Raw genomic sequence first — 16,674 nt, 5'->3', positions numbered from 1 at the left:
GTCTCAAAATCGTCAGGCACGAAAAAAACCGCCGTCTGGTGACGGCGGGTTCTTCATGCTTGGGTGGTGGCTGATCGCTTAGGCGGCAGCGTAGGCGCCGCGGCGTGCATCGAGCGAGTAGACGCCCGGGCCGTAGGTGGCGAGCAGGATGTAGGCGCCGGCCAGCGTGACGTTCTTCATGACCATGATCTGGTTCAGGATGTTAACCAGTTCCGCGCCGCTGGCGTAGGGCAGGTGGAAGAGGACGGCCGTGAAGACACAGAAGACGGCGAGCAGCCAACCGACGATCTTCGTCTGGAAGCCGACGAGAACGGCAAGGCCCGTCACCAGCTCGAAGGCGCCGGCGAGATAGGCAAGGGCGGTAGCAGCAGGAAGGCCAGCGCCGGCGATCATGCCGGCAGTGCCAGCGGCGTCCGTGAGCTTGCCGAAGCCAGCAAGGATGAACATGAAGGAGAGGAGAATGCGAGCGACGAGAATGATGGCGTTGTTGGTATTCGACATGGGACAATGTCTCCGTTTGAATGGCGTTTGAGGTCGTTGTGCTCCCCGGCACGGTTTCGACCTCCCATGCCGTTTTGTCGCCTTTTTTTGCTGTCGTGGAAAGATAGACGGAAGGGGACAGTTCGTTCTCTATTATTGAACGATAGATCGACGACGAAGTCGGCTTGCCATCGGCGATACCCCTCTTCTATGGTCGGCCGCCCAAGATGGAGATCCCAATGGCAGATCTTTCCGCTTTTCCGATCACGACGCGCTGGCCATCAGCGGATTCCAACGTTATCCAGCTTTACTCGTTGCCGACGCCGAACGGCGTCAAGATATCGATCGCGCTTGAAGAGCTTGGCTTACCCTACGAGCCGCATCTGATTTCGTTCAGCACGAATGACCAGAAGTCTCCGGAGTTCGTGTCGCTTAACCCGAACGGCCGCATCCCGGCGATCATCGATCCCAATGGCCCGGATGGAAAGCCGATCGGCATTTTTGAATCCGGTGCCATCCTGCTCTATCTCGCTGAGAAGACAGGCAAACTCATTCCTGCCGATGCGGCAGGACGCTATGAGACGATCCAGTGGGTCTTCTTCCAGATGGCCGGTATCGGGCCGATGTTCGGTCAGTTCGGGCACTTCTACAAGTTCGCGGCCGACAAGGTCGCCAGCAACTCCTACCCGATGGAGCGCTACCGTGACGAATCCAAGCGGCTGCTGAGCGTGCTGGAAGCGCGGCTGCAGGGACGCCAGTGGATCATGGGTGACCTTTATACGATCGCCGATATCGCCACCTTCCCGTGGCTCCGTGGTGCCGACGTGTTCTATGGCGGCCGCGAAGTGCTTGATTATAAGAGCTTTCCGGCGGTGATGGCCTGGCTTGAGCGCTGCATCGCTTGGCCAGCATCCGAAAAGGGCTTGAATATACCTGCGCGCCCTGCCTAAAGCCGAGCCAAGGCAAAGAAAAAGCCGGTTCCAAAGGGCCCGGCTTCTTGTGTGTGGCGGACGCTTCTATTGGCGCCGCGCGAACTCGCTGCCGGCATTCGTCTTGAATCGAGGAAAGACGAAAACACCAAGCATGCTGCCGCTGTAGGCGTCGTCGTGACCGTTCGACTCCCCCATGCAGAACAATGGTTGACGGAAGCCGTTCGGCAGCATGATCGTGGTCGAAAAGCAGAAGGAAGAAGAAAGCGTCGCAGCCTGTTCGAAGAGCTCCAGGATGCGGTCGTGATCCTTCGGGTCGTAACAGCGCATGAGGCTGAGAAGCCCGCATTCCCGCGCGGGAAGCCCGTGCAGCATGGCACTCCATTCCTTGAGGTGGATCACGCCGGTGGAGAAGTCTCCGACCCAGGTTTCCGAAATGGAAAACTGCGCCAGCATTTCGGGATCATGATTGCTGATATCCAGTGAGCCCGGCATGAGCGGCGCTGCGGCGTTGGTTCTTGCGATTTTGAACAAATTTTTCCCCAGCTTAGGTGCAGCTTCCCCCGCTACACGTCCGGCAAAAATGAGCAGGTTCATGCTGCGCCGCGCATCATGCGCGGGCGACCGGGAAATGGGGTTTGGATTGCCGGTCCCTCTGGCGGAACCGCGTCCAATTTCTCGGCACGTTACACAACTTATGATATATTTTCGGGAGGGGTTTTCCCGAACTCGGTCTCGCGCCCCATGGTCAGGATCGATATGGGATAGCGACCGTCGGCCGATGAACGCGCGCCGAATGCAACGCGGATTTATCGGTCTTTTATGCAAACGGCAATCGGCTTTTTGCGCACTGCAGATCTCTACTGCGAGTGGAAAATACACCCGAAGACGCTCCTGGACGCCAGGAAATAGCAAAAATTTCGCAAGTTCTTGACGTGCAAACGGTTTCACTGCGGTTCCTCGCGCTGAAATGTGTAGAAAATTGCACCGCGAGAGAAATCAGCCTGTGAAAGAAAAAATACAGCGCCACAAGTTTTGCAAAAGCTTCGCCCAATGCGAGGGTTGCTCACGACTCTGATTAAACGTTTCAGCTATCGATTGAAAAAGCTGGAGGGTGGGGGCGACGAATCAGGTGCGAAACAAAAAAGGGCGGTCCGAAGACCGCCCTTCCTATTCCGGGATACCTGAAGTGGATCAGTGAAGCTTTACAGACAATTCCTGCGATAGGCTTTCGGCCTATCACATCATGTCCATGCCGCCCATGCCGCCCATGCCGCCCGGCATGCCAGCCGGAGCGTCCTTCTTTGGCAGCTCGGCGATCATGGCTTCGGTGGTGATCAGCAGCGAAGCAACCGAAGCTGCGTCCTGCAGAGCCGTGCGAACAACCTTGACCGGGTCGACGATACCCATGGCGATCATGTCGCCGTATTCGCCGGTCTGGGCGTTGTAACCGAAGTTGTCTTCGCCCTTCTCGAGGATCTTGCCGACAACGATCGAAGCTTCATCACCAGCGTTCTCGGCGATCTGACGGGCCGGAGCCTGCAGAGCGCGGCGAACGATGTTGATACCGGCGTCCTGGTCGTCGTTCTCGCCCTTGGCCGAAATCTTGGCGGAGGAACGCAGCAGGGCAACGCCGCCGCCCGGTACGATACCTTCCTGAACAGCAGCGCGCGTCGCGTTGAGCGCGTCGTCGATGCGGTCCTTCTTTTCCTTCACTTCGACTTCCGTCGAGCCGCCGACGCGGATGACGGCAACGCCGCCAGCGAGCTTAGCAAGACGCTCCTGCAGCTTTTCGCGGTCGTAGTCGGAGGTAGTTTCTTCGATCTGGGCCTTGATCTGGGCAACGCGGCCTTCGATGTCGGACTTGGCGCCCGAACCGTCGACGATCGTCGTGTTTTCCTTGGAGATCGAAACCTTCTTGGCGCGGCCGAGCATGTCGAGGGTAACCGACTCGAGCTTGATGCCGAGGTCTTCGGAAATGACCGTGCCGCCGGTAAGGATCGCGATGTCTTCGAGCATTGCCTTGCGGCGATCGCCGAAGCCCGGAGCCTTGACAGCAGCAATCTTCAGGCCGCCGCGCAGCTTGTTGACGACGAGCGTAGCAAGGGCTTCGCCTTCGACGTCTTCAGCGATGATGAGGAGCGGCTTGCCGGTCTGAACGACAGCTTCGAGAACCGGGAGCATAGCCTGGAGGTTCGAAAGCTTCTTCTCGTGCAGGAGGATGAAGGCGTCTTCGAGGTCAGCAACCATCTTTTCCGGGTTGGTGACGAAGTACGGGCTGAGGTAGCCGCGGTCGAACTGCATGCCTTCGACGACTTCGAGTTCGGTTTCAGCGGTCTTGGCTTCTTCGACGGTGATAACGCCTTCGTTGCCGACCTTCTGCATTGCTTCAGCAATGTCGAGACCGATCTGCTTTTCGCCGTTTGCGGAGATCGTGCCGACCTGGGCAACTTCTTCCGACGTGTTGATCTTCTTGGCCTTGGCCTGAAGATCCTTGACGACTTCAGCAACAGCGAGGTCGATACCGCGCTTCAGGTCCATCGGGTTCATGCCGGCAGCAACTGCCTTGGCGCCTTCGCGAACGATCGCCTGAGCGAGAACCGTTGCGGTGGTCGTGCCGTCGCCGGCGATGTCGTTGGTCTTCGAAGCAACTTCGCGGACCATCTGGGCGCCCATGTTTTCGAACTTGTCTTCCAGTTCGATTTCCTTGGCGACCGAAACGCCGTCCTTGGTGATGCGCGGAGCGCCGAAGGACTTGTCGATGATGACGTTACGACCCTTCGGGCCGAGCGTTACCTTCACTGCGTCAGCGAGAATGTCGACGCCACGCAGCATCTTTTCGCGCGCGGTGCGGCCGAACTTGATTTCTTTAGCTGCCATGATTGAAACTCCTGAATTCGAGTTGTCCGGGCTTTGGGCCCGTAGCTAAAATCGGAAAGGGAAAAGCGGCTGATTAGCCGATGATGCCCATGATGTCGGCTTCCTTCATGATCAGAAGGTCTTCGCCGTTGATCTTGACTTCGGTGCCGGACCACTTGCCGAACAGAACGCGATCACCAGCCTTGACGTCGAGAGCGACGACCTTGCCGGACTCGTCACGAGCGCCGGAGCCGACGGCGACGATTTCGCCTTCCTGCGGCTTTTCCTTGGCGGTGTCGGGAATGATGATGCCGCCCTTGGTCTTTTCTTCGGACTCAACGCGGCGAACAACGACGCGATCGTGAAGGGGGCGGAAGTTGGTGCTTGCCATTGTCTAATCCCTCGATCAAATGACACTCACAGGCCGAGAGCGGCCTGCACGGATGGTGTTAGCACTCGTCCTTGGTGAGTGCTAGCGAGGCAGCATTTAGGAGTGGCCTAGCGGGGAGTCAAGAACGGCCGCAATTTTTCTTCGCCGTCCTCGCAACAGCCTTAACAGCACATCCTTGTCGGAAGTGCGACAGCCTATGCGACGATCGAGCTCCCCCTAGGCTTTTGTCTTCGAAAAGTTAGTTGCAGCCCTGTCTGCGCCAGGATTGTCGTAAAGGCGTGCCGATGATATCGAGCGCCTTGAGGCGAGAGGGGCGGCAACCGTGCATGAGGCGATCGCGGCAGGGGATATCGAGGCGGCGCCGACGCTGCGGGAGGCGGTTCGCGTCTGGGCGCGGATTGGCTGTCTGAGCTTCGGCGGGCCGGCCGGCCAGATCGCCCTCATGCATAAGACGATTGTCGACGAGAAGCGCTGGATCTCCGAGGAACGTTTCCTGCATGGATTGAATTTCTGCATGCTGCTGCCAGGCCCCGAGGCCCAGCAACTGGCAACCTATATCGGTTGGTTGATCCACGGCGTGCGCGGCGGCCTCATTGCCGGCCTGCTGTTCATTCTGCCGGGCTTCCTTGTCATCCTGGCGCTATCGAGCCTCTACGCCGTTTTTCAGGAGGCCGCCTGGCTTCCCGTGCTTTTCTTCGGCGCGAAGGCTGCGGTTCTGGCAATCGTCATCGAGGCATTGCTCCGGGCGTGGCGCCGAGCGCTGAAAGAGCGATTTCATTATTATGTGGCAGCAGCGTCGTTCCTGGCGCTCTTCCTTCTGAACCTGCCGTTTCCTCTGGTTATCATCCTGGGCGGAGCAGCAGGCCTACTATGGATGAAGCATCGCCAGCGTCGGCTGGCCGCGCCAGTCTTGCCGCAAACCTCCTCGCACCGGCATTTTCCTGTGGTCACGACGCATGCCATCGCAAGGCCGCTCGTAGTGCTCGTGTTCTGGATCCTCGTCTGGCAGTCGCCGCTCTTTTTCATTCGTGGCCTTGATGCACCCACGGATCTGATCGCCGAAACTCTGAGCGGCGAAACCAATGTGTTCGGCGCGGCCTTCATCTTTTTCTCCAAGATGGCCGTGATAACCTTCGGAGGCGCCTACGCCGTCCTTTCCTATGTCGCGCAGGTTGCCGTCGGCCATTACGCCTGGCTGCAGCCCGGTGAGATGCTCGGTGGACTGGCACTTGCAGAGACGACGCCTGGGCCGCTGGTCCTAGTCCTCTGTTTCGTTGGGTTTCTCGCTGGCTATCGCAACCCTATTGCGATGGCGCCGCTTGCCGGTGGCGTTCTCGGCGCCTTCCTCGCCGCATGGGCGACGTTCGTACCGAGCTTCATCTGGATCTTCGCCGGGGCTCCCTACATCGAGAAACTGCGCAACAACGAAAACCTCTCGGCCGCCCTTTCGGCGATCACCGCGGCGGTTGTCGGCGTCATTCTCAATCTTGCACTGTGGTTCGGCCTGCATGTGCTCTTCGTCGACGTTGGCCGCGTCGCGCTTCTTTCCGGGAAGACCGGCCTGCCGATCGTTAGCGTTGCCTGGCCGCAGTGGTGGACGCTCGATGTCGCGGCACTCGGGATCTTCGCCCTGGCGTCCGTTCTGCTCTTTCGCTTCAAGGTCGGCATCCTGACGGTGATCGGAGTATCCACCGCCACGGGCCTGTTGGTCAGGGCTGCCATCGCCGTCTTCTAGTCGACAGCTTCCGGTTTTTGCAGTTGCTCACTGCAAAATGCCTTGCCATCCCGGCAGGCCTTTGCGATGTCAGCCGTGACTTAACGAGATCGGGAAATCGGAATGGCCAAGCGGATCGAGAACTTTGCGGAAATCACCAGCCACTATGACGCGGTGTTCTGCGATGTCTGGGGCGTCTTGCACAACGGCGTCGATCCGTTCCCCAAAGCGGCAGCTGCGCTGGAAGCGGCGCGCGGCGAGGGGCTGACCGTTGTTCTCATCACCAATTCGCCGCGTATCGCTCCCCAGGTTGTGACGCAGCTTCGCCAGATCGGCATCCAGGATGGCGCCTACGACCGCATCGTCACATCGGGCGACGTCACGCGCGGGCTCATCGCCGAGGGCCCCAAGAAGGTGTTTCTGCTCGGACCGGATCGCGACCAGGCGATCCTCGAGGGTCTTGGCGTGGAGCGCGTCGAGGCAAGGGATGCGAACTCCGTTGTCTGCACGGGCTTCTTCGACGATGAAACCGAGACCCCGGAAGACTACACCGAGATGCTGAAGGCGTTTCAGGTGCGCGGCGTGCCGATGATTTGCGCCAACCCCGATCTGGTTGTCGAGCGCGGCCACAAGATCATCCCCTGCGCCGGCGCGATGGCGGCTTACTACAATCAGCTCGGCGGTCAGACACGTATTGCAGGCAAGCCGCACAAGCCGATCTACGACGCCGTCTTGTCGGTCGCCCGCGAGGCCCACGGCGACTTTCCGCCGAGCCGTGTGCTTGCCATCGGGGACGGCATGCCAACTGATGTTCGCGGCGCTCTCGATTACGGCCTTGATCTCCTCTATATCAGCGGCGGCATCCACGCGAAGGAATACACGCTGAACGGAGAGACCGACGAGGCAATCCTCACGGCCTATCTGGAACGCGAAAAAGCGACACCGAAGTGGTGGATGCCCCGTCTCGCATAAAGAGCCTCGCATGAGAAAAGCCAGCCGATGACCGTTTTTCACCGCAATGAGACCCGCGAACCCTTGCCGGCCCACCTGCGTGGCGGCGTGATTGCCATCGGCAACTTCGACGGCGTGCATCGGGGCCATCAGTCCGTGCTGAACCGGGCCCTGGAGATATCGAGTCAGCGCGGTATTCCGGCGCTGGTCCTGACCTTTGAGCCTCACCCCCGCACGGTCTTTCGCCCGGATCAACCGGTCTTTCGCCTGACGCCGGCGCCGCTCAAGGCGCGTATCCTCGAAGCGATCGGCTTCAACGCCGTCATCGAGTATCCGTTCGACAGGGAGTTTTCGCAGCGCTCGGCGGATGATTTCATCCATTCGATCCTTAAGGATTGGCTCGGCGCCTCCGAGGTCGTAACGGGCTTCAACTTTCATTTCGGGCGTGGCCGGGAAGGCGGTCCGGCCTTCCTGATGGGTGCCGGTCAGAAATATGGGTTCGGCGTGACGTTGATCGACGCGTTTCGCGACGAGAATACCGATGTGGTGTCTTCGAGCCACGTTCGCGAACTGCTGAAGGACGGCAATGTCAGCGAGGCCGCCGCCATGCTCGGCTATCACTATACTGTGGAAGCGGAAGTGATCGGCGGCGAGAAGCTTGGCCGTCAGCTCGGCTTTCCGACCGCGAATATGCAACTGCCCACTGAAGCCGATCTCAAGGCGGGTATCTATGCCGTTCGCTTTCGTCTTGCCGATGGCACGCTGCACGATGGTGTCGCCAGCTACGGTCGCCGACCGACGGTCACCGAGAACGGCGCGCCTCTGCTCGAGACCTACGTCTTCGATTTCAGCGGCGACCTCTACGGGCAGATTTGTTCGGTGTCGTTCTTCGGCTATCTGCGCCCGGAATTGAAGTTCGATGGCCTTGAGCCGCTTGTGGAACAGATGAACCGCGACAAGGAAGAGGCAAGCGCGCTGCTTGCTGGTGTGCGGCCGCTCGGCGAACTCGACCTCAAGATCTGCTTCACCTGATTCGGGGTATCGGCACTTCCGCGCGCTTGGGCGCCCTCGACGTCATGGAATCCCTCTTCCTTTTCCCGGCAAAAGCGCCTATGAACCGGCGCGATGAACAAGTTCCGGCTGGCGATCACGATACGAATTATCGGCCCGGCCTTCCGCGCGCGCTAAGCGGCCGGAAGGTCCGGGTTTTCGGCGCTTGGACGACGAGCGCCTCCGTCACCAAATTCAAGCCCGTTGCGCCCGCTCCCTTGGCGCCTAGAGACGATTGCTAGACATGACCGATACAGCCGAAAAAGTCGACTACTCGAAGACCCTCTATCTGCCGGAAACGGACTTCCCGATGCGCGCCGGCCTGCCGCAGAAGGAGCCGGAAACCGTTGCCCGCTGGCAGCAGATGGGTCTCTACAGGAAGCTTCGGGCGTCCGCCGCCGGCCGCAAGAAGTTCGTGCTCCACGACGGCCCTCCCTATGCCAACGGCAACATCCATATCGGCCACGCGCTGAACAAGATCCTCAAGGACGTCATCAACCGCTCGTTCCAGATGCGCGGCTACGACGCCAACTACGTTCCCGGCTGGGATTGCCACGGCCTTCCGATCGAGTGGAAGATCGAGGAGAAGTACCGCGAGAAGGGCAAGAACAAGGACGAGGTTCCGGTCAACGAATTCCGCCAGGAATGCCGTGACTTCGCGGCCGGCTGGATCAAGGTGCAGTCGGAAGAGTTCAAGCGCCTCGGCATCGAGGGCGACTTTGACAATCCCTACACGACAATGAACTTCCACGCGGAATCGCGTATCGCCGGCGAACTGCTGAAGATCGCCAAATCCGGCCAGCTCTATCGCGGATCCAAGCCGATCATGTGGTCAGTCGTCGAGCGCACGGCGCTCGCGGAGGCTGAGGTCGAGTACGCGGATGTCGAAAGCGACATGATCTGGGTGAAGTTCCCGGTTGCCGAAGGCCCCAGCGAACTCAAGGGCGCCTTCGTGGTGATCTGGACGACGACGCCGTGGACGATCCCGGGCAACCGCGCCATCGCCTATTCCTCGCGCTACGGCTATGGCCTCTACGAGGTCGAGACGGCGGAGAATGACTTCGGACCGCAACCCGGCGAACGACTGATCTTCGCCAAGCGTCTCGCCGAGGAATCGGCCGCCAAGGCAAAGGTGACCTTCAGGCACGTTCGCGACGTGGAAGCCGCGGAATTTGCTGCCATCACCTGCGCCCACCCGCTGCACGGCTTGGGCGGCGGCTACCATTTCCAGGTGCCGCTCCTTGATGGCGATCACGTCACCGACGAGACCGGCACCGGCTTCGTCCACACATCTCCGAGCCACGGCCGCGAGGACTTCGACGTCTGGATGGATCACGTTCGCGAGCTCGAAGCGCGTGGCGTCTCCTCTACGATCCCGTTCCCGGTCGACGACGCCGGCTTCTTTACGGTCGACGCACCCGGCTTCGGCCCGGACGCGGAAGGAGGTGCGGCGCGCGTCATCGACGACAGCGGCAAGAAGGGCGATGCCAACGAGCGTGTCATCAAGGCATTGATCGGACGTCACGCGCTGTTCGCACGCGGTCGCCTGAAGCACTCTTATCCGCATTCGTGGCGGTCGAAAAAGCCGGTCATCTTCCGCAACACGCCGCAGTGGTTTGTCTACATGGACAAGGAGCTCGGCGACGGAACGACGTTGCGTTCCCGTGCGCTAAGCGCGATCGACGAGACCCGCTTCGTGCCTGCTGCTGGCCAGAACCGTCTGCGCGCCATGATCGAGCAGCGTCCGGACTGGGTGCTTTCGCGTCAGCGCGCTTGGGGTGTGCCGATCTGCGTCTTCGTCGATGAGCAGGGCGAAATCCTGCAGGACGATGCGGTAGACACCCGCATCTTGGAAGCCTTCGAGAAGGAAGGCGCCGATGCCTGGTTCGCGGATGGCGCGCGTGAGCGCTTCCTGGGCGAGAAGGCAAACGAGCCCTGGACGCAGGTCATGGACATCCTCGATGTCTGGTTCGACTCGGGCTCGACACACACCTTCACGCTCGAAGACCGCCCGGATCTGAAATGGCCGGCCGACCTTTACCTCGAAGGGTCCGACCAGCACCGCGGCTGGTTCCATTCGTCGCTGCTGGAATCCGCCGCAACACGTGGCCGGGCGCCCTATGATGCTGTTCTCACCCATGGTTTCACCATGGACGAGAAAGGCGAGAAGATGTCGAAGTCGAAAGGCAACGTGACATCGCCGCAGGAAATCATGAAGGACGCGGGTGCCGATATCCTGCGCCTTTGGGTGATGACGTCCGACTACGCCGAGGATCTGCGTGTCGGCAAGACGATCATCCAGACGAACATCGATGCCTACCGCAAGCTGCGCAACACCATCCGTTGGATGCTCGGCACGCTGGCGCATGACAAGGGCGAAGTCATCGCGCTTGCCGACCTGCCGGAACTCGAGCAACTGATGCTGCATCGCCTGGCCGAGCTCGATCAGCTCGTCCGCGAAAGCTACGACGCCTTCGACTTCAAGAAGATCGCTCGTGCACTGATCGACTTTGCCAACGTCGAGCTCTCGGCCTTTTACTTCGACGTTCGCAAGGACGCGCTCTACTGCGATGCGCCGTCGAGCCCGCGCCGTCGTTCGGCCCTTCATGTCATCCGCAATATCTTTGAATGCGTGGTGACATGGCTGGCGCCGATGTTGCCCTTCACGGCGGAAGAGGCCTGGCTGTCGCGCAATCCATCGGCTGTCTCGGTTCACCTCGAGCAGTTCCCGGCCATTCCGGCGGAATGGAAGAACGACGCTCTTGCCGAGAAGTGGAAGAAGATCCGCGCCGTTCGCACCGTTGTCACGGGCGCCCTGGAAATTGAGCGCAAGGACAAGCGTATTGGTTCCTCACTGGAGGCAGCCCCCGTCGTCCATGTCGCCGATGCGGAGCTTCTGAAGGCGCTGGAGGGCCAGGACTTCGAAGAGATCTGCATCACCTCTGGCATCGTCATTGACGGTGCCGAGGGCCCGGCCGATGCCTTCCGTCTGCCCGAGGTGTCAGGTGTCAGCGTCGAGCCCAAACCGGCCGAAGGCACCAAATGCGCGCGCTCCTGGCGGATCACGACGGATGTCGGCTCCGACCCTGAGTATCCCGATGTCTCGGCCCGCGATGCGGCTGCATTGCGCGAACTAGCGGTGCAAAACTGAAGAATATTGCCGGGTGAATTGCCTAATCGCGGTTCATTCGGTAAAAGCTGCCTGAAAATGGCCGGATTTTTGCGTCAGGGGGACGGTTCCGGTAGGGCGATGATTGCACCGGCATGGCTGGAAGGGTTTTCATGTTATCAACACGTTGGTTCCGTGTGGGCGTCTGCCTGACTGTTGCTGTGGCAGGCGGCTCGATGATCACCGGCTGCATGGGGAGCCCGCGCTACGGAACGGACAAGACCGCAATGGAGCAGTTGACTGACGACCTTGGTCAGTCCGTTTCCCTGACTGGCGACGGACCGAAGAACAAGGGCGTCAAGTACAGTGCGCGCCCCGGCCTCGTTCTGCCGTCCGCGGCAGCCAAGGAAACCCTTGTCGAGCCGCAGCAGAGCATCGCCAGCAAGGAAAATCCGCAGTGGATCGAATCCCCGGAGGAAACGCGCGCGCGTCTGGTTAAAGAAGCTGACGAAAACAGCGACAACTCGAGCTACCGCTCGCCGCTCGCAAACAATCAGATCGAAGGTGGCCGGCAGACGACTGAAGCGCAGAGCAAGGCCTATCGCGAAGCCCGCGCCATCCAGAAGGGCGCCTATATCGATCAGCGCCGCTACATCTCGGACCCGCCGACCGAGTATCGTCAGGTCGACGATCCGGCAAAGCTCGACGATCTAGGCGAACCGGAACTGAAGAAGGCGAAGAAGAAGAAGAAGGAAGCTGCGATCGCCGGGACCGGCAAGCAGTGGTGGAACCTCCTTCAGTAGAGTTTCGAGCGGGGCAATCAGCCCCGCTTTGTTTTTGACGAGCGGTCAACCAGCAAGACGTGCAGAAGCTGGCAGGCAAGGAAGATCCCGCCGGCAAGGCTAAGTGCTGACGGCGCGAAGATCGCGCTCGATGCGAGCAGTAGCACCACCGCAAATGCCAGTATCGGCACGAAGGCAAAGGCGAGCAGCCGAGGCGCCGACCAGTTCACATTTCCCGAAAGAGACCATTGCATCGGGATCGACCCGTTGTCCGGCGCGATCCTGCAATAGGCATAGACGACGCCCGCGACCATGAGGACGAATTCGCTGGCGAGCAATGTCATGGCACATCCCGTTTCTGCGCGAAGAACGTCCGCAGGATATCGGCCGATGTCGTCTCCTGCAAACCGGAATACACGTCTGGGGCGTGATGGCAGGTTGGTTGCGTGTAGAAGCGCACGCCATTGTCGACGGCGCCCCCCTTGGGGTCCTCCGCGCCATAGTAGAGCCTACGAATGCGCGCGAAGGAAATGGCGGCTGCGCACATGGTGCACGGTTCCAGCGTCACATAGAGGTCGGCACCGGTGAGTCGTTCCTGACCAAGCTCTTCGCACGCCATGCGAATGACGGCGACTTCGGCATGCGCGGTCACGTCGTTGAGCTCACGCGTACGGTTGCCGGACGCTGCGACAACGCGGCCGTCAAGCACCAGAACCGCTCCGATCGGCACTTCGCCCCGTTCGCCAGCGGCGCGGGCCTGGTCAAGCGCCAGCTCCATAAATTGATTTGTCTTCACGATCCGACAATTTCCACTTAACCGCAGGGGCGCGACCTGATAGGAAGGCCCGAAAAGGCAGGCAAACAACAAATGACATTCAAAGACAAGCCAAAACGGCCAGGCGGCAAGCCATCTGCGCGCAATGCCGGCCCGAAATCCGGCGAAAAGCCGGCAAAGGTGCCCGTCAAGGCCGAGGCGAGCGATGTTGCCGAGGGCGACGCCAAGGCTGAGCGCATCTCCAAAGTGATGGCGCGCGCCGGGGTCGCATCGCGCCGCGATATCGAGCGCATGATCATGGACGGCCGCGTGAAGCTGAACGGCAAGCTCCTCGACAGCCCCGTCGTCAACGTGACGCTGGCAGACAAGATCGAAGTGGACGGCGTTCCGATCCGCGGTATCGAGCGCACCAGGCTGTGGCTGTACCACAAGCCCGCCGGGCTCGTGACCACGAACGTGGACCCGGAAGGACGCCCCACGGTTTTCGACAATCTGCCGGACGACCTGCCGCGCGTCATGTCGATCGGCCGCCTCGACATCAACACCGAAGGCCTGCTGCTGCTGACCAACGATGGCGGCCTGGCCCGCGCGCTGGAATTGCCGACGACAGGCTGGCTGCGCCGCTACCGCGTGCGCGCCCACGGCGAGATCGATCAGGAGGCTTTGGACAAGCTGAAGGACGGCATTGCCGTCGATGGTGTCCTCTACGGCTCGATCGAAGCGACCCTCGACCGCACGCAGGGCTCGAACGTTTGGCTCACCATGGGCCTGCGCGAAGGCAAGAACCGCGAAATCAAGAATGTGCTGGGTGCGCTCGGTCTTGACGTCAATCGTCTGATCCGCATCTCCTACGGCCCCTTCCAGCTCGGCGACCTGCCGGAGCGGGATGTGGTCGAAGTGCGCGGCCGCACGTTGCGCGACCAGCTCGGCCCGCGCCTGATCGAGGATGCGAAGGCCAATTTCGACGCGCCGATCTACAACACGCCGGCCGTTGCAGTCGACGAAGAGGTCGAAGCGAAGCCGGAGCGTCGCGAACGCTCGTGGAAGCCTGAAGACAAGCGCGAGCGTGCGCTGAGCCGCCTCGACACCAAGCGTGATGACAAGCGTGACGATCGCCGCGATGACCGTCGCGACGGCGGCCGCAAGGACGACGACCGTCCGAAGCGCCCGGCGCTCGGCAGCCGCCGCAACGCCAATGTCTGGATGGCGCCTGGCGCCCGCCCGCTTGGCGAAAAGGCAGCCGCCAAGGCCGAAAAGAACGCTCAGACTGCACTTAGACGCGGCGAGAAGCCTGGCCGCTCCAAGCCGCAGCCGGCCCGCCACGACGACACCGGTCCGCGCGTCCAGATCAACCGCGCCCGCGATGAAGAAGGCGAATGGATCCGTTCCAGCGAAGTGACGAGCAAGGACGAAGGCGGCCGCAAGCGCTCTGGCGACAAGCCTTTTGGTGAGCGTCCTCCTCGTGGCGACCGTCCCGATCGCACGGCGCGTGGTGACAGACCTTATGGCGACCGTCCACCCCGTGGCGACAGGTCAGCCGGTGATCGCTCCTCGCGAGGCGATCGCCCGTTCGGCGATAGGCCCCGTGGTGATCGCAAGCCGCGCGAAGATGGGGATGAACGCCCGCGCTCCTTCGGCGACCGTCCGGCGCGCAGTGACAGACCTTACGGTGACCGCCCAGCGCGCAGCGACAGGCCATCCGGCGACCGCCCTGCACGTGGTGACCGCCCGTTCGGTGCAAAGCCGCGCGGCGACCGCAAGCCGCGCGAAGAGGGCGACGAGCGCCCCCGCTCTTTCGGGGATCGTCCCGCACGCGGAGACCGTCCGTTCGGCGATAAGCCGCGCGGCGATCGCCGTCCACGTGCAGAGGGGGATGAACGTCCGCGCGCCAAGGGCTTTTCCAGCGAGGCGCGGTCCGAGCGCCCGGCCGGTGACCGACCGTTTGGTGACAAGCCGCGCGGCAAGGGATTCGGCGGCAAGCCCGGCGGCGGCAAGACTTTCTCCGGCAAGCCGAAGGGTGACAGGCCGGGTGGCGGCGGCAAGCCTTCAGGCGGGCCATCGCGGGGTGGACCTAAAGGAAAGGGAATGACGCGCGGTGCGGATCGTCGGCGGTGAGTTTCGCGGACGGCCGCTCGCCGTACCAAAGTCAAACGACATCCGGCCGACTGCCGACCGGACGCGCGAAAGCCTGTTCAACATTCTGAGCCATGCCTATCCGGAATGCGTCGATGGCACCCGGATCCTGGATCTTTTTGCCGGTACCGGCGCCGTTGGCCTCGAGGCCGTCTCCCGCGGTTGTCGGCACGCGCTGTTCGTCGAAAACAGCGTCGAGGGTAGGGGGCTCCTGTGGGAAAACATCGATGCGCTCGGCCTGCATGGCAGGACGCGCATCCTGAGGCGCGATGCGACCGATCTTGGCAGCGTCGGCAATCTCGAGCCGTTCCAGATGCTGTTTGCCGATCCGCCTTACGGCAAGGGACTTGGCGAAAAGGCCATGGCCGCCGCGGCCAAGGGCGGTTGGCTGCAGCCGGGCGCGATTGCGGTTCTTGAAGAACGCGCGGATGTTGCCGTTTCGGTCGACCCTTCCTATCTCTTCCTGGAAAGCCGGACATTCGGCGATACCAAGGTTCATTTCTTCCGCTATCATCCTCAATAGGGCTGCGGAAATCGGGGGCAGCGGTGCAGCAGGCAGAGAAGATCGAAACCGCGTTGCCTGCCCCCCGCGACGCCTCGGGCCGTTCGACACCAACGGTTGCGGTTGCTTTCGGCGGTGGCGGCGCGCGCGGCCTGTCTCACATCCACATCATAGAAACGCTGGACGAGCTCGGCATTCGCCCTGTTGCGATTGCCGGCTCCTCGATCGGCTCGATCATGGGCGCGGGAATGGCGGCTGGCATGACCGGCGAAGCCATCCGCGAGCATGTCATGATGACGGTCGCCAACAAGGCCGCGGTCGTCAGCCGCCTGTGGGGCCTGCGCCCGCAAACCGTGCGCGATGCCGTCGCCAACGGCGTGCGTATCGGTCAGTTCAATCTCGAGCGTATCCTGAAAGCCTTCCTGCCCGCCGACTTGCCGGATCGTTTCGAGGATCTGCCGATCCCGATGACGGTCACAGCCACCGATTACTACGGTCAGTGCGAGGTGTTGACGAGCCACGGCGCGCTGTTCCCGGCGCTGGCCGCTTCCTCGGCAATCCCCGCGGTCTTCATGCCGGTGCGGCTGCACGGGCGGGTGATGATCGACGGCGGCATCAGCAATCCCGTTCCTTACGAATGCCTGATGGATCGTGCCGACATCGTCATCGGCATCGATGTCGTTGGCGCACCGGAAGGCGATGGCACCCATATTCCGAACCGGATGGAGAGCATCTTTGGCTCCGGGCAGCTGATGATGCAGACGGCAATTTCCCTGAAGCTGCGCCTGCAGGCGCCGCACATCTTCCTGCGCCCCGCAGTCGGGCGCATCGGTGTAATGGACTTCCTCAAGGCGCGCGCAGTCCTGTCCATGTCGGTCGGCATCAAGGACGAACTCAAATACGCGCTTGATCGTGAGATCGAGGCACGCATCACCTCTTAGAGCCTTTCAGGGTTAAATTGAAACGTACTGTTGGCTCACGGGCCGCTTGGTCGACCAT

The 16,674-nt window shown here is 61.4% G+C and carries 15 protein-coding genes; 9 read left to right on the top strand and 6 right to left on the bottom strand.

Going from position 1 to position 16,674, the window contains the following annotated elements:
- Positions 1-78: 78 nt before the first annotated feature.
- The gene (locus FHX09_RS09695) at positions 79-501 is read right to left on the bottom strand and encodes a DoxX family protein (RefSeq protein ID WP_132588405.1); all 423 of its coding nucleotides are present in this window, start codon (positions 499-501) and stop codon (positions 79-81) included.
- Positions 502-719: 218 nt separating this feature from the next.
- Here FHX09_RS09695 and FHX09_RS09690 point away from each other — a divergent pair, with 218 nt between their 5' ends.
- Entirely contained in the window at positions 720-1,430 is a 711-nt protein-coding gene (locus FHX09_RS09690; RefSeq protein ID WP_184449830.1) for a glutathione binding-like protein, read from the top strand.
- 66 nt (positions 1,431-1,496) lie between these two features.
- Here FHX09_RS09690 and FHX09_RS09685 read toward each other — a convergent pair whose 3' ends face one another.
- The 3 genes from FHX09_RS09685 to groES form a co-directional block, all read right to left on the bottom strand.
- Complete coding sequence (locus tag FHX09_RS09685; protein WP_183718944.1) at positions 1,497-1,943, bottom strand: hypothetical protein; 447 nt, start codon at positions 1,941-1,943, stop codon at positions 1,497-1,499.
- Between the two features lie 705 nt (positions 1,944-2,648).
- Positions 2,649-4,289, bottom strand: coding sequence for a chaperonin GroEL (groL, locus tag FHX09_RS09680; protein WP_007799209.1), 1,641 nt, complete (start codon positions 4,287-4,289; stop codon positions 2,649-2,651).
- Between the two features lie 73 nt (positions 4,290-4,362).
- Positions 4,363-4,659, bottom strand: a complete 297-nt coding sequence (gene groES / locus FHX09_RS09675) for a co-chaperone GroES (RefSeq protein WP_004675403.1) — start codon at positions 4,657-4,659, stop codon at positions 4,363-4,365.
- Positions 4,660-4,981: 322 nt separating this feature from the next.
- Here groES and chrA point away from each other — a divergent pair, with 322 nt between their 5' ends.
- The 5 genes from chrA (at position 4,982) to FHX09_RS09650 (ending at position 12,286) form a co-directional block, all read left to right on the top strand.
- On the top strand, positions 4,982-6,394 hold the full coding sequence (chrA, locus tag FHX09_RS09670) for a chromate efflux transporter (RefSeq protein ID WP_184449828.1): 1,413 nt from the start codon (positions 4,982-4,984) through the stop codon (positions 6,392-6,394).
- Positions 6,395-6,496: 102 nt separating this feature from the next.
- A complete protein-coding gene (locus FHX09_RS09665) occupies positions 6,497-7,345 on the top strand; it encodes a TIGR01459 family HAD-type hydrolase (RefSeq protein ID WP_007799205.1) in 849 nt (282 codons plus the stop codon).
- A gap of 27 nt (positions 7,346-7,372) precedes the next feature.
- On the top strand, positions 7,373-8,356 hold the full coding sequence (locus FHX09_RS09660) for a bifunctional riboflavin kinase/FAD synthetase (RefSeq protein ID WP_007799204.1): 984 nt from the start codon (positions 7,373-7,375) through the stop codon (positions 8,354-8,356).
- Positions 8,357-8,618: 262 nt separating this feature from the next.
- On the top strand, positions 8,619-11,525 hold the full coding sequence (gene ileS / locus FHX09_RS09655) for an isoleucine--tRNA ligase (protein ID WP_183718908.1): 2,907 nt from the start codon (positions 8,619-8,621) through the stop codon (positions 11,523-11,525).
- 131 nt (positions 11,526-11,656) lie between these two features.
- Positions 11,657-12,286, top strand: coding sequence for a hypothetical protein (locus tag FHX09_RS09650; protein WP_007799202.1), 630 nt, complete (start codon positions 11,657-11,659; stop codon positions 12,284-12,286).
- A 17-nt stretch (positions 12,287-12,303) separates the two neighbouring features.
- Here FHX09_RS09650 and FHX09_RS09645 read toward each other — a convergent pair whose 3' ends face one another.
- Positions 12,304-12,609, bottom strand: coding sequence for a hypothetical protein (locus FHX09_RS09645; protein WP_184449826.1), 306 nt, complete (start codon positions 12,607-12,609; stop codon positions 12,304-12,306).
- Entirely contained in the window at positions 12,606-13,043 is a 438-nt protein-coding gene (locus FHX09_RS09640) for a nucleoside deaminase (RefSeq protein WP_037083678.1), read from the bottom strand. Before FHX09_RS09640 ends, FHX09_RS09645 begins: the two co-directional genes overlap by 4 nt.
- 90 nt (positions 13,044-13,133) lie before the next feature.
- Here FHX09_RS09640 and FHX09_RS09635 point away from each other — a divergent pair, with 90 nt between their 5' ends.
- The 3 genes from FHX09_RS09635 to FHX09_RS09625 are packed head-to-tail and all read left to right on the top strand — an operon-like array spanning position 13,134 to position 16,616.
- Positions 13,134-15,155 (top strand): pseudouridine synthase, encoded by a 2,022-nt coding sequence (locus FHX09_RS09635; RefSeq protein ID WP_132588411.1) that lies wholly within the window; start codon positions 13,134-13,136, stop codon positions 15,153-15,155.
- Positions 15,136-15,696: a 16S rRNA (guanine(966)-N(2))-methyltransferase RsmD gene (gene rsmD, locus FHX09_RS09630; protein WP_132588412.1), complete on the top strand. Its 561-nt coding sequence runs from the start codon at positions 15,136-15,138 to the stop codon at positions 15,694-15,696. Before FHX09_RS09635 ends, rsmD begins: the two co-directional genes overlap by 20 nt.
- A gap of 41 nt (positions 15,697-15,737) precedes the next feature.
- Positions 15,738-16,616 carry a patatin-like phospholipase family protein gene (locus tag FHX09_RS09625; protein ID WP_184449868.1) on the top strand — a complete coding sequence of 293 codons (879 nt, stop codon included), beginning with the start codon at positions 15,738-15,740 and terminating at the stop codon, positions 16,614-16,616.
- Positions 16,617-16,674: the final 58 nt, after the last annotated feature.

This window comes from Rhizobium sp. BK538 (genome assembly GCF_014197575.1).
In the GTDB taxonomy this organism is placed as follows: domain Bacteria; phylum Pseudomonadota; class Alphaproteobacteria; order Rhizobiales; family Rhizobiaceae; genus Rhizobium.
Note: the sequence above shows the minus strand (reverse complement) of the source record. Positions and strands in the feature narration are given on the sequence as shown.